This is a genomic window from Sinomonas sp. ASV486 (assembly GCF_030908215.1).
GTDB lineage: Bacteria > Actinomycetota > Actinomycetes > Actinomycetales > Micrococcaceae > Sinomonas > Sinomonas puerhi.
Window position 1 is genome coordinate 135,598 of the sequence record NZ_JAVFJK010000001.1, and the last position, 12,115, is coordinate 147,712.

Below are 12,115 nucleotides of genomic sequence, written 5' to 3' on the forward strand. Positions count from 1 at the left end.
TTGGGCCACGTACCAGCGCTCGACGGCATCCGCGCTCTTGCCATCACCCTCGTCGTGGTCTACCACGCGGTCATGCCGCTGCATTTCGGCGGCGCGGGCGGCGTCGACATCTTCTTCGTCCTCTCGGGTTTCCTCATCACCACGCTCCTCCTCGAGGAGCACGATTCGAACGGCCGTATCTCGCTGCGTCGGTTCTACGTCCGCCGCGCGGTCCGGCTGTACCCGCCGCTGCTGATCATGCTCGTGGTCGTGTTCGTGCCGATCTCGGTGCTCATGGGGCTCGGCAATGCGCTCTGGGGCACTGTGATGGCCCTGTTCTACCTCATGCCGGTGGGAGCTGAGACGGGCGCAGACAGCATCTCGGCCTATGCCCACACCTGGACGCTCGGGCTCGAGGAATGGTTCTACTTCGTCTGGCCCGTGGCCCTGATCCTCCTCGTGAAGGGCGCCCGCACCGTCCACGGACGCCGTATGCGCCGCGCCCTCGCTGCCGCGCTGATCGCGACCTTTGCACTGGCAGCCACGGCCTTGACGATCGAGGCCGTCACCGGACACATGTCCGTCATCCTGCGGGCCTGCGCCCTGCTCGCGGGCTGCGCGCTGGCCCTCGTCCTGCGCCGTTCGGACGCCCGTGCGCAGGCCTGGCACGGCGTGGCCGGCCTGGGCCTCATCGCCTTCTCCGTGGTGCACTCCTCCTTGGTTCCGCTCACCACGGTGGACACGCTCGCCGCGGCCGCGGGCGCCCTCCTGCTGATTGTCGCCATGACCCGTGGCGGGGAAGGCGGCGCGAACGGCGTGATCCGCCGCGTGCTCTCGCTTCCGCCGCTGACGTACGTGGGCCGGATCAGCTACGAGATCTACCTCTGGCACTACCCCGTCCTCTGCTTGTTCGGCGTCCTCGCAGGCACCCAGTTCCTCGGCGTCGGAGGGATCTCGGCGGCCGCCTCGCTCCTCCTCGCCGCAATCGCGTTCGCCGTGACCAAGCCGCTCGTGAAGGGCCTCCGGGCTAAGCTTCCGGTGTGACTTCTCGACTGATCTATGGCTGCATGGGCCTCGGCGGCGCGTGGGGCTCCTCGCACTACACCGAGGACGACGCCGCACGCGCGGCCGAGGCGGTCTATGCCGCCCTGGCGATCGGCATCACGCGGTTCGATCACGCGGACATCTACCGCGGTGGAACGTCCGAGGCCGTCTTCGGCGAGGTCCTGGCTTCCCGGCCCGGCCTCAGGGACCGGATCTGGATCCAGAGCAAGGTCGGGATCCGCCTTGCCGAGCGCGGACTCGGTGCACGCTATGACCTGAGCGGGGACGCGATCCGCTCGGGCGTCGAGGGCATCCTGACCCGACTGCGCACTGATTGCCTGGACCAGCTCCTCCTGCACCGGCCCGATCCGCTCGCCGACCCCGCCGAGGTGGGGCGCGCCGTCGTGCGCCTGCTCGACGAGGGCCTCATCAAGGGGATCGGCGTTTCGAACTTCTCCGGGGCGCAGATGGCCGCGCTCCAGGAGCATCTTCCCGTTCAGCTCGCGGCCAACCAGCTCGAGCTGAGCCTCGGGCGGCACGATTTCGTCGAAAGCGGCATCCTCGTCAACCACCCCGAGGGCGCCGCGGTCAGCTTCCCGCACGGGACGCTCGAGCACTGTGCGCGCGTCCGCGCAGAGGTCCAGGCGTGGTCGCCGCTCGCTGGCGGCAGGTTCACGGGACGCACGACGCCGCCCGGGGACTCCGTCGGCGAACGCGCCGAGGCGGACCTCGCCACCTCCGACCTCGTGGCGCGGATGGCCCAGGAGCGCGGCACCACGGGCGAGGCCATCGTGCTCGGATGGCTCATGCGGCACCCAGCGGGGATCTCGCCCGTAATCGGGTCCTCGACACCTGAGCGGATCCGGGCGTGCGCGGGCGCCCAGGAGGTCGCGGAGGCCATGACCGGACCTGAGTGGTTCGCCCTCTTCACAGCCGCGCGAGGCCGTCCCATCCCCTGACGCGCCAGGTGTCAGGCCGGTGTGGGCAGGCTGATGTCGAGCGCCCGCTCGGCCACGTCGTCGAGGGCCCGGCGCACGGCACCGAGCGCCACGGCACCGCCGCCGAGCGGGGAGACCTCGACGCGCGGCGGGGTGTCCGTGAGCGACGGAAGCGCGCCGCGGATCCCGGGGAGGAGCGCCGACGATGCATCCGCGACGGCCCCGCCGAGTACCACGAGCTCCGGATTGAGGAGCGTGCCGAGGACCGCCACGACGCGGGCCATCCGCTCGGAGAGCCGACCGAGGACCCGGAGGGCGCCTGGGTCCCCGTCGCGTGCGGCGGCGAAGACCACCTCGGCCGTCACCTCGCGGGGCGCGAGGCCCGCGAGGCCTGCAGGTGCGAGTGCCTCCTCGGCGCCCCAGGCGCGGGCCAGCTGCCCGATGCCGTGAGGGCCCTCCGCGCCCGAGACAAGGCTCAGGAAGGAGAGCTCCCCGGCCCCACCGTGCCTGCCCCGCAGGAGCCGTCCCGATTCGAGGAGACCAGCGCCGAGGCGCTCGCCGGCGAGGACCACCGCAACGTCGTCCACACCGCGCGCCGCGCCGCGCCACTGCTCGGCCAGGGCCGCCAGGTTGGCGTCGTTCTCGAGGATCACCCGCCAGCCGTGGCGTTCGGCAAGGCCGTCCGCGAGGCCCACATCGAACTGCCGCCAGAAGCCCTGACCGGCCGCGATCCGGCCGTCGCGGTCCACGGGAGCCGCGATGCCTGCCCCGACGGCGAGGACCCGTCCCGGTGGGATTCCGGCCGAAGCGAGGGCCGTGAGCGCCGTCGTGCCCACGATCCGGATCCGCTCCTCGCCCGGTGCTCCCGCGGGGAAGGTGCCGCTTGCGGTGGCCACGGGGGTGCCGAGGAGGTCCGCGACGAGCGCCGTCGTCTTTCCCGCCCCCATGTCGAGGCCGATGACGACGCCCGCGTCTGCGCGGAACGCGAACGTGCGGGGAGGCCGGCCACGGCCGGGAGCCGTCCCGTCGGCGCGCTCGGTGGAGAGTTCGAGAGCCCAGCCACGGCCCACGAGATCGTCGCATACCGCGATGACCGTAGCGCGTGTGAGGCCGGTGGCCCCGACGAGTTCACTCGCTGTGAGGCCGGCGCCGGCGGCATCGCGCAGGCGGCGGAGCACGGTGTCGGCGTTGGCGAGCCGGACGACGTGGGGCCCGGCCGCCGGTCCTGTCCGCATCCCCTTGACCTCCCCCTCGGTTCCGCAGAATAATGGTCTGCGGCTTTGATTTAGAGTCTAAATATAAAACCCCCGAAGATGAACCCCCGAACAGGAGGACCGGTGCCCGCCACCGTTCAGCAGGACCTCACGAACCCCTCTGCCGACTGGTGGCGCCAGGCGGCCGTCTACCAGATCTACCCCCGCAGCTTCGCTGACTCTAACGGGGACGGCATCGGTGACATCCCCGGCATCACCTCGCGCGTGCCGTATCTGGACAGGCTCGGGGTCGACGCCGTCTGGCTCAGCCCGTTCTACCCGTCCGCTCTCGCCGACGGCGGCTACGACGTCGACGACTACCGCGACGTCGACCCCCGCCTCGGCACCCTCGACGACTTCGACGCGATGGTCGCTGCCCTGCACGGGGCGGGCATCAAGGTCATCGTCGACATCGTCCCGAACCACACCTCGGACCGCCACGTGTGGTTCCAGGAGGCGCTGGCCTCGGCGCCCGGTTCGGCCGCGCGTGAGCGCTACATCTTCCGCGAGGGCCGCGGCCAGAACGGTGAGCTTCCGCCCAACGAGTGGACCTCGATCTTCGGCGGCGGGGCCTGGGAGCGCGTCACCGAGGCCGACGGCACTCCCGGCCAGTGGTACTTCCACCTCTTCGCCAAAGAGCAGCCGGACCTCAACTGGGACAACCCCGAGGTCCATGAGGACTTCCTGACCACGCTGCGCTTCTGGTCCGACCGGGGTGTGGACGGCTTCCGCGTTGACGTGGCCCACAGCCTCAAGAAGGACATGGACGCGGCCCACGACGACCTCGAGACGATCCACCGGGCCGACCTCTTCGCCTCGGGCGAGCACCCGCTGTGGGACCGCGACGAGGTCCACTCGATCTACGCCGAATGGCGCAAGGTCTTCAACGAGTACAACCCGCCGCGCACGGCGGTCGCCGAGGCGTGGGTGCACGCGGACCGCCGCGCCAAGTACGCCTCGCCCGAGGGCCTCGGGCAGGCGTTCAACTTCGACCTGCTCCAGGCGGACTTCGACGCTGGCCAGTTCCGGGAGATCATCACGAAGAACCTTGCGGAGGCCGCGGCGACCGGTGCCTCCTCGACGTGGGTATTCTCGAACCACGATGTGGTCCGGCACGCGACCCGGTACGGCCTCCCCAAGGGCTCGGGCCGGGGCGGCGCCGGCGCAGACGGCAAGGAATGGCTCCTCGACGGCGGGGATCCCGCCGAGGTCGACGCCGCGCTGGGCCTGCGTCGGGCCGAGGCCGCGACGGCGCTCATGCTGGCGCTGCCGGGCTCTGCATACCTGTACCAGGGCGAGGAGCTCGGGCTCCAGGAGGTCGGCCGCATTCCTGAGAAGGACCGTCAGGATCCGACGTTCTTCCGCAACCGGGGCGTCGACGTGGGCCGTGACGGCTGCCGGGTGCCGATCCCCTGGGAGGCCGCGCCGGCAGAGGGCACGTCGTTCGGGTTCGGCACCGACAAGGCACACCTTCCGCAGCCGGCGTGGTTCAAGGACTACGCGGTGAGTGCGGAAGAGGCGGACTCGGGCTCGACCCTCGCGTTCTACCGCCGCGCGCTTGCGCTCCGGCACGAGCTCGAGGGGGCGGAACACCTCGAATGGGCCGAGTCGTCGGACGACGACGTCCTCCACTTCGTGCGCCCGGGGTCCGGTCAGGGCGCTTGGCACGTCGTGACCAACTTCGGGCCGGCCGCCGCGGCGCTTCCCGAGGGCGAGGTGCTCCTCGCAACGGCCGAAGTCGAGGGCGGCAAGCTCCCGTCCGACGCGACGGCGTGGGTGCGCGTGCCATAGGCCGAACGGCACTTCCGTCTCGGGCGGCGGCATGCCAACCTAGGGTGGGATCACTCTAGGAGGGCACAATGTCTGAGGTCGGCTCAAGCTTCCGGTATGGGCACGAGGCTCGCCACGAGGATCATGAGCTGGACGTCGAGCAGTGCTGGTCACTGCTCGGCTCCACCGGCATCGGGCGCTTCGCGTTCGTCGACGACGGCCGGGTGGCCGTGTATCCGGTCCGGTACCTCGTGCACTCTGGCGCGCTGTACTTCCGCACTACCCCGGATGGCACCGTGGCGCGCGGCCTGCCACAGGGCGGCGTGGCGCTCCAGCTCGACGCTGCCGATCCGGCCACGCAGTCCGGATGGTCGGTGCTGGTCAGCGGCCGCGCCGAGGCCGTGCATGACTCGGACGAGCTGACTGCGCTCTTCGGCGAGATGGTGGAGGAGCCGTGGGCCGGGGGAGTGCGCGACCACTTCGTACGGATCGACGCGGACCGCCTCACCGGCAGACGCGTCTATCTTGCGCGGTAGGAGCGCCAGTTCATAAAATCGCTTGACATAAAAACGGTTGCGCCGTCAGTCTGGAGTCATCGAGCCGGCTGGGGAGCCCGATTCTTCGACAGGACACTAGTCAGGAGAATCTGATGGCCGAGTATGACGCATCCCTGTCCCCAGCCGCGCCCGAGGGACAGTCCAAGCCCGACTCGCGGAATCCCATCGTCAAACCGGTCTCGGTGGGCCTACCCGCAGGCATCCGATGGTGGGAAGCCTGCGGGGGCTGGACCGCCCGATACGCGCTCGGCGCCCGGTGATCTGACCCGCGGTCCGCGGCACCCAGGCCGCGGCGGGGGCCGGATGTGCGGCGGGGGTGCCCTCGGCGATACGGTTGGCCTATGACGTCAACTGCCTCCGCCGATTCGACCCGTCCGGCCAGCGAAGAGCGATTCGGCCGCCCTGTGCGCTCGGTCAGCCCCGAGATTGCCCGGTCGTGGCTCCTGGTCAACGCGATGAAGGCGGAGCTCTTCGGAGAATCCGCCGCCTCGCGCGCGGATGCCGTGATCCTTGACATCGAGGACGCCGTCGATCCGTCGCACAAGGGCGACGCCCGCGAGAACGTGTCCCGGTGGCTCGCCGACGGCGGACGCGCATGGGTGCGGGTGAACGATGCCACGAGCCCCTTCTGGGCCGATGACCTCGCCGGCCTGCGCGGCAATCCGGGCCTGCTCGGCGTCGTGCTTGCCAAGACGGAGTCCGCCGATCAGGTGACCGAGAGCTTCCACCGTATGGACGGCAAGACTCCGGTCATCCCGCTCGTCGAGTCCGCCGTGGGCATCGAGGAGGCCAACCACATCGCCAAGGCCCAGGGCGCCTTCCGCCTGGCCTTCGGCTCGGGTGACTTCCGCCGGGACACCGGCATGGCTGCGACCCCCGAGGCCATGGCCTACCCCCGTGCCAAGCTTGTCGTCGCCTCCCGGGTGGGCAACCTGCCGGGGCCCATCGACGGCCCGACGGTGGGCACCAATCACCCGATCCTGCGCGAGCAGAGCGCCATCACGGTCATGATGGGCATGACTGGCAAGCTGTGCCTCGCGATCGACCAGACCACGGTGATCAACGAGGTCATCTCCCCGACGCCGTCCGACGTCGCGTGGGCCTCCGACTTCATGCACGACTTCGAGGCAAGCGGCCGCGTGATCCGCGACGGCTCCGACTTGCCGCGTCTCGGCCGCGCCGAGAAGATCATGAAGCTCGCGAACGCCTTCGGCGTCCAGCCGGCCGTCTGAGCGCGGACAGGGACCCCGTGACGAACGACTTCTGGGAGACGGCGTCGCCGCTGTACAAGAAGGTTGTGTTCTCGGGCATGGCTTTCCTGGGCGTCGGGATCGTGCTGACCGTCATTGCCAACCTGAGCCACATCACGTGGCTCGTCTACGCGTCCATGGCGATCATCGGCGTCGGCCTCGTCACTCACCTTGCGGGGCTTGGCATCCGGGTCCGCGACGCGAAGCGCCGCCTCAAGCAGTAGCCCCCTGCGTCTGAGGGTCATCTCCTGAAGGTCACGTCCTGAGCGTCACTTGAGGTGGCTCCCACGAGGTGACCTCAGACGCTCCGGGCGCGGTGCACGTGGCTGCGGGCGTGTTCCACGGCGTCGTCGAGCGAGTCGAAGAGGTGCCTGTGGTGCCGCAGTTCGGCGATGACGCCCACACGCTGCACGAGATGGAGATGCTGCTCCTGCACGCCCTTGAGCAGTACGGTGATGCCGCGCGCCTCGAGGAGCCTGATCACCTCGACGAGCGCCTGAGCGCCCGTTGCGTCGAGATATCGCAGCTGTGAGAGCCGCAGCACCACCACCTCGATGCCCGGGGCCGACGACAGCCCCGAGATCTCGGAGAGGATCCGCTCCGCGGCGCCGAAGAACATGAGGCCATCCAGCCGGAAGACGGCGATGCGCTCGTCGCCGTCGTGGGCCGGGCCGACGATCGGCTCCCGCCGCACACCGCCGAGCTTGGCGAACTGCCGCAGCGTGAGCAGGGCCGCCGCCACAAGGCCGATCTGGATGGCGACGATGAGGTCGAACGAGACCGTGATCACCGCCGTCAGGACGAACGCCACCGCATCATGCCGTGTGGACCCGAGGACGCGGCGCGCTGTCCGGACCGACACCATGCGGCCCGCCGTCACCATGAGCACGCCCGCAAGGGCCGCGAGGGGAATCTGGGCGACGAGAGGTGCCGCGAGGTAGACGACGCCGAGCAGCACGAGCGCGTGCACGATCGCCGCGAGCCGCGACCGCCCGCCTGAACGGACGTTGACCGCGGTGCGGGCGATCGCGCCCGTCGCGGGCATGCCGCCGAAGAATCCCGCCGCAAGCGATGCGAGCCCCTGGCCCACGAGCTCGCGGTCCGGGTTGTAGGGCCCAGTGGCCCGTCCGTCCGGGCCGGCAAGCCCCGAGGCGACCCGCGCCGAGAGGAGCGACTCTATTGCCGCGAGCGCAGCGATGGCCACCGCGGGCCCAGTGAGCTCCGGCAGGTCGGCGAGGCCGGGCAGTGAAGGCGCGGGGAGCGACGGGGGGAGCGAACCGATCCGCTCGACGTCGAGCCCGAGCAGCGCCGCCCCGAACGAGGCGGCCACGATCGCAATAAGGCTCGCGGGGAATGCCCGGTGGAGGCGAGGCACGAGGAGCGTCACCGCCGCTACGAACACGACGACGCCGACGCTCGCCACCGCGCGCGGCCATGGAGCGGCTCCCAGCGCCTCGAATGCGGCAACGGCGGTGTTCTGCCCCGGCATGACGTGCGCGGACACCGCGGACGGCACCTGCTGGAGGAAGATGATGACGCCGATGCCGAGCGTGAAGCCCTCGACGACGGGCCACGGGATGTACGCGACGGCTCGCCCCAGCCGTGTCGCGCCGAGGAGCACGACGATGACGCCGGCCAGGACGGACAGGAGGGCGACGGCCCCGACGCCGTGGGTCGCCACAATCGGTGCGAGCACCACGACCATCGCGCCCGTGGGTCCGGACACCTGCACGTGCGATCCGCCGAAGACGGCGGCGACGAGCCCGGCCACGATCGCCGTGACGAGTCCTGCCTCGGCGCCGACTCCGGAGCTCACGCCGAACGCGAGGGCGAGGGGCAGGGCAACGATACCGACCGTCAGGCCGGCAAGCAGGTCGCCCCGCCACGTCTTGCGCAGCGAGGCGTAGTCCGAGCGGTGGGGCAGGAGTGAGCGGGCCGCGGTCAGGGCGTGGACCACTGCATGGGACACCGGGCTGCGCCCAGCGCGCGGCGAGCCGACGGCGGTCACCGGGCGGCGCCGTCGTGCGTCGCTGCGGCGCCCACGATGCCGACAGCGGGCAGCGCGGACGCCGCCTCGAGTTGCTCGCGGGTGTCCGCGAGGCTGTCGAGGAGGAAGGTGCGGGCGATCGCCAGAAGCTCGGCGATCTTCGGGTGGGCGAGCGAGTAGGTCACGGTGCTGGCCGTGCGCACGCTCGTGACGACGCGGTGCCGGCGCAGCGTCGCGAGGTGCTGGGAGAGGTGCGAGGCCTCGAGCCCGGTTCCCTCGAGGAGCTCGCTCACGGGCGCCGACTGGGTGGGGGAGTCGGCGAGGATCTCGAGGATGCGGATCCGCGCCGGGTGGGCGAGGCCCTTGAACAGGTTCGCCTTGATCTCGTAGAGCGGGGCCTCGCGGTCGCTGAACATGGGCGGGTCCTCCCGTGGCGATATGATGATTTGATGAATTCATCATATCGCAGGAGATGCTCTCACCTGTGCGGTGCGATGAAGACCACGGTGAGAAGGGTCAACCCGGCCAGCGCGATTCCCGAGGAGACAGCCGCGAAGTAGAGGCCCTGCGCTGCCTCGGGCCAGATGTCCAGGGCCACGACGACGAGCGAGCCGACGAGCCCCAGCACGAGGGGCCCTCCGACGCCTAGGTAGAGTGTCCTGAGCCCTAGCAGCGGCCTGGCGGTCATCTTCCCGAACGACTTCGATTCGGGAGACAAGGTATCCGTCAGCCACAAGACGATGAAGACGACGAGTGCGAGCAGAGCGCACGGGAGCCAGAGAGTGCGTCCGGCTAGACCGAATCGGCTGAGAGCCACCGGGGCGAGGGAGGAGATCAGGACCCAGACTCCCACCCACGTGACGTACCGTATCGTCGAGACGACGAACGGGTCACTCGAATCAGCGCTCCGCACGCTGATAAGCGCACCGAAGCCGACGAAGATGCCAGCGATCTCCGCGAGTTGGAGCAGCAGTCCCGCATCCGGCACGTCGAACCTCCACCTGGTCGATCCTGCTCAGCACGCTACGCGGGGACCGATGTCGCGACCAGACCCGCCGCAGATTGTCGGCCGGGCCCGCTAGGCTTTCCCCATGGCCATCAACCCCGATCTCGCCGGCCGCGTGTATCCGTCCGCCGAGGTGTATGACGTTGCCCGCGAGAAGATCCGCGAGTTCGCCCGTGCCGTCAAGGCCGGGCACCCCGCGCACTACGACGTCGACGCCGCCCATGCCCTCGGGCACGCCGACCTTGTGGCGCCGCCGACCTTCGCGATCATCGTCGCCCAGCGGGCCGACGCGCAGCTCATCGCGGACCCTGAATCGGGCATCGACTTCTCGCGCGTGGTCCACGCCGAGCAGCGCTTCACGCACCACCGGCCGATTGTTGCGGGGGACCGGCTGACGGCTGAGCTCCATGTGGACAAAGTCCGGGCGATGGGCGGCGGGGCGATGGTCACGACGCGCGCGGAGATCTCGGCGGAGGACGGCTCCCCGGTTGCCACCACGACATCGTCCATTCTCGTGCGGGGAGAAGGCCAGTGAGCGCAGAGAACAGCACCGCCGTCATGCCTGTCTTCGACCAGCTTGAGACGGGCCTCGAGATCGGCCGCCGCGAGATCGCGGTGACGCGCGCCGACCTCGTGAAATACGCCGGCGCCTCGGGCGATTTCAACCCGATCCACTGGAACAACGACTTCGCCGTCTCCGTCGAGCTGCCCGGCGTGATCGCGCACGGCATGTTCACGATGGGCGCGGCCGTCCAGCTCGTCACCGACTGGGCCGGCGATCCCGGCGCCGTCCTCGACTACCAGACGCGCTTCACGAAGCCAGTTCCCGTGGCCGACACAACGGGCACCGATGATCCCGGCGCCGTCCTCGAGGTAGTCGGCACCGTGGGGACGCTCGATCCCGAGGCCCGCACCGCCCGCATCGACCTCATGGTGACCGCGGCCGGCCAGCGCGTGCTGACCAAGGCGCAGGCGCTCGTCCGGCTCGCCTGAGCGCGGCGTGTCCGGGACCCCCGCGCCTGCTCCGTCCCCGGAGGTGCGCCGCTGGCGCCTCGCCGTCGTTGCAGCGTACGGCGCGAGCGGCATCGCCTTCTCGAGCTGGGTATCGCGCGTCCCTGCCCTGAAGGAGGATCTGGGCCTCACGCCCGGCGGCGTCGGCCTGCTCCTGCTGTGCATGACGCTCGCCTCGTTCGCGTCGGTCTCGGTCTCGGGGCTCATCGTGATCCGCCTCGGCTCCGCGCGAACCATCCAGGCCGGCTCCCTCCTCGTGGGTGCGGGCCTCGTCCTGCTGGGGCTCGGCGCGAGCGTGGCCCGCTCGCCCATCGCGGCTGCCGTCGGCTTCGCGGTGATCGGACTCGGGACGGCAAGCTGGAACACGGCCTCGAACGTCGAGGGTGCGGCCGTCGAGCGGGCTCTGCGGAAGTTCATCATGCCCAAGCTGCATGGCGCGTTCAGCATCGGCACGGTGCTGGGCGCCGTCGTGGGGGCATGGGCCGCCGCTGCGGCCGTGCCGCTCGCATGGCATCTGGGGGTCGCGGGCCTGATCGTTGCCGTCACTGTCGTCACGGCGGGGACATTCCTGCGCGCGGACGCCGCGTCCACGTCCCGCGCTGCCCACGACGGCGGGCTGGCCGCCGGGGACGCCGCGCCGTCGTCCGTGCTCGCCGCGCCAGACGAAGGCGTGCAGGGAGCGGAAGGCGTGCAGTCTTCGGGCGGCCGTGCCCAGGTCGCGGCCGCGTGGAGGGACCGGCGCACCGTGCTGCTCGGTGTCATGGTGCTGGGACTCGCGTTGGCCGAGGGCGCGGCGGGAGACTGGGTCGCGCTCGCGCTCGCGGACGGCTATGGCGTCACCCAGGCAGTCGGCGCAACCGGCTACAGCGTGTTCGTGGTGGCCATGGCCGTGGGCCGGTTCCTCGGCACACCCGTCCTGAACCGGCACGGCCGGGTGCCCGCGCTGCGGGCGTGTGGGATCCTCGCGCTCGTGGGTCTCGCACTGTTCGTGCTCGCGCCGACGCTCTGGCTCGCGTTCGTGGGCCTCGTCGTGTGGGGCCTCGGCGCTTCCCTCGGCTTCCCGGTGGGCATGTCCGCCGCGGCCGACGATCCCATGCACGCCGCGGCGCGTGTCTCGGTCGTCTCGACCATCGGCTATGGCGCGTTCCTCTGCGGGCCCCCGCTGCTGGGGTTCGTTGCCGAATTCACGGGGGTGCGCTACTCGCTCCTGACGGTGCTGGTATTCGTGCTCGTGAGCCTGGTCCTCGCGGGCCAGGCTGCCCGCCGGCCCGGTATCACCGTGAGCGCCGTATCGGCCTGACCCCGCCGCCACCGCCCGTT

At 70.6% G+C, this 12,115-nt stretch carries 14 protein-coding genes; 10 read left to right on the forward strand and 4 right to left on the reverse strand.

Translation table 11 applies throughout. The features are described from left to right. Both RBS60_RS00575 and RBS60_RS00580 read left to right on the forward strand, forming a co-directional pair. Positions 1-1,023: an acyltransferase gene (locus RBS60_RS00575; protein ID WP_307955569.1), complete on the forward strand. Its 1,023-nt coding sequence runs from the start codon at positions 1-3 to the stop codon at positions 1,021-1,023. After that, positions 1,020-1,982, forward strand: a complete 963-nt coding sequence (locus tag RBS60_RS00580) for an aldo/keto reductase (protein WP_307955570.1) — start codon at positions 1,020-1,022, stop codon at positions 1,980-1,982. Before RBS60_RS00575 ends, RBS60_RS00580 begins: the two co-directional genes overlap by 4 nt. An 11-nt stretch (positions 1,983-1,993) precedes the next feature. Here the strand turns inward: RBS60_RS00580 and RBS60_RS00585 are convergent, their stop codons facing one another. Continuing rightward, entirely contained in the window at positions 1,994-3,196 is a 1,203-nt protein-coding gene (locus RBS60_RS00585) for an ROK family protein (RefSeq protein ID WP_307955571.1), read from the reverse strand. Positions 3,197-3,274: 78 nt separating this feature from the next. Here RBS60_RS00585 and RBS60_RS00590 point away from each other — a divergent pair, with 78 nt between their 5' ends. The 5 genes from RBS60_RS00590 (at position 3,275) to RBS60_RS00610 (ending at position 7,015) form a co-directional block, all read left to right on the forward strand. Continuing rightward, positions 3,275-5,005 carry a glycoside hydrolase family 13 protein gene (locus tag RBS60_RS00590; RefSeq protein WP_307955572.1) on the forward strand — a complete coding sequence of 577 codons (1,731 nt, stop codon included), beginning with the start codon at positions 3,275-3,277 and terminating at the stop codon, positions 5,003-5,005. A gap of 68 nt (positions 5,006-5,073) precedes the next feature. Then, entirely contained in the window at positions 5,074-5,520 is a 447-nt protein-coding gene (locus tag RBS60_RS00595) for a pyridoxamine 5'-phosphate oxidase family protein (RefSeq protein ID WP_307955573.1), read from the forward strand. Between the two features lie 113 nt (positions 5,521-5,633). Then, positions 5,634-5,801 carry a hypothetical protein gene (locus tag RBS60_RS00600; RefSeq protein ID WP_307955574.1) on the forward strand — a complete coding sequence of 56 codons (168 nt, stop codon included), beginning with the start codon at positions 5,634-5,636 and terminating at the stop codon, positions 5,799-5,801. An 81-nt stretch (positions 5,802-5,882) separates the two neighbouring features. Further along, on the forward strand, positions 5,883-6,773 hold the full coding sequence (locus RBS60_RS00605) for a CoA ester lyase (protein WP_307955575.1): 891 nt from the start codon (positions 5,883-5,885) through the stop codon (positions 6,771-6,773). A 17-nt stretch (positions 6,774-6,790) separates the two neighbouring features. Continuing rightward, positions 6,791-7,015, forward strand: a complete 225-nt coding sequence (locus RBS60_RS00610; protein WP_307955576.1) for a DUF3188 domain-containing protein — start codon at positions 6,791-6,793, stop codon at positions 7,013-7,015. Between the two features lie 74 nt (positions 7,016-7,089). On the opposite strand, the gene RBS60_RS00615 is transcribed toward RBS60_RS00610, so the two are convergent. From RBS60_RS00615 to RBS60_RS00625, 3 genes are all read right to left on the reverse strand, one after another. After that, on the reverse strand, positions 7,090-8,760 hold the full coding sequence (locus tag RBS60_RS00615) for a SulP family inorganic anion transporter (RefSeq protein WP_307955577.1): 1,671 nt from the start codon (positions 8,758-8,760) through the stop codon (positions 7,090-7,092). Positions 8,761-8,795: 35 nt separating this feature from the next. Continuing rightward, positions 8,796-9,194, reverse strand: coding sequence for a metalloregulator ArsR/SmtB family transcription factor (locus tag RBS60_RS00620; protein WP_307955578.1), 399 nt, complete (start codon positions 9,192-9,194; stop codon positions 8,796-8,798). A 62-nt stretch (positions 9,195-9,256) separates the two neighbouring features. After that, positions 9,257-9,766: a hypothetical protein gene (locus tag RBS60_RS00625; RefSeq protein ID WP_307955579.1), complete on the reverse strand. Its 510-nt coding sequence runs from the start codon at positions 9,764-9,766 to the stop codon at positions 9,257-9,259. 103 nt (positions 9,767-9,869) lie between these two features. On the opposite strand from RBS60_RS00625, the gene RBS60_RS00630 reads away from it, so the two are divergent. From RBS60_RS00630 to RBS60_RS00640, 3 genes are read left to right on the forward strand one after another with little or no spacing between them, the layout of a single operon-like run. Continuing rightward, complete coding sequence (locus RBS60_RS00630) at positions 9,870-10,319, forward strand: MaoC family dehydratase N-terminal domain-containing protein (protein ID WP_307955580.1); 450 nt, start codon at positions 9,870-9,872, stop codon at positions 10,317-10,319. A gap of 23 nt (positions 10,320-10,342) precedes the next feature. After that, complete coding sequence (locus RBS60_RS00635) at positions 10,343-10,777, forward strand: MaoC family dehydratase (RefSeq protein ID WP_307955979.1); 435 nt, start codon at positions 10,343-10,345, stop codon at positions 10,775-10,777. A 7-nt stretch (positions 10,778-10,784) separates the two neighbouring features. Continuing rightward, entirely contained in the window at positions 10,785-12,095 is a 1,311-nt protein-coding gene (locus tag RBS60_RS00640; RefSeq protein WP_307955581.1) for an MFS transporter, read from the forward strand. Positions 12,096-12,115: the final 20 nt, after the last annotated feature.

Excerpts from the sequence above, each read along its gene's own strand:
- RBS60_RS00585 (WP_307955571.1), bottom strand. The coding sequence starts at position 3,196 with ATGCGGACAGGACCGGCGGCCGGGCCCCACGTCGTCCGGCTCGCCAAC.
- RBS60_RS00605 (WP_307955575.1), top strand. The coding sequence starts at position 5,883 with ATGACGTCAACTGCCTCCGCCGATTCGACCCGTCCGGCCAGCGAAGAG.
- RBS60_RS00595 (WP_307955573.1), top strand. The coding sequence starts at position 5,074 with ATGTCTGAGGTCGGCTCAAGCTTCCGGTATGGGCACGAGGCTCGCCAC.
- RBS60_RS00590 (WP_307955572.1), top strand. The coding sequence starts at position 3,275 with ATGAACCCCCGAACAGGAGGACCGGTGCCCGCCACCGTTCAGCAGGAC.
- RBS60_RS00630 (WP_307955580.1), top strand. The coding sequence starts at position 9,870 with ATGGCCATCAACCCCGATCTCGCCGGCCGCGTGTATCCGTCCGCCGAG.
- RBS60_RS00635 (WP_307955979.1), top strand. The coding sequence starts at position 10,343 with ATGCCTGTCTTCGACCAGCTTGAGACGGGCCTCGAGATCGGCCGCCGC.
- RBS60_RS00620 (WP_307955578.1), bottom strand. The coding sequence starts at position 9,194 with ATGTTCAGCGACCGCGAGGCCCCGCTCTACGAGATCAAGGCGAACCTG.
- RBS60_RS00600 (WP_307955574.1), top strand. The coding sequence starts at position 5,634 with ATGGCCGAGTATGACGCATCCCTGTCCCCAGCCGCGCCCGAGGGACAG.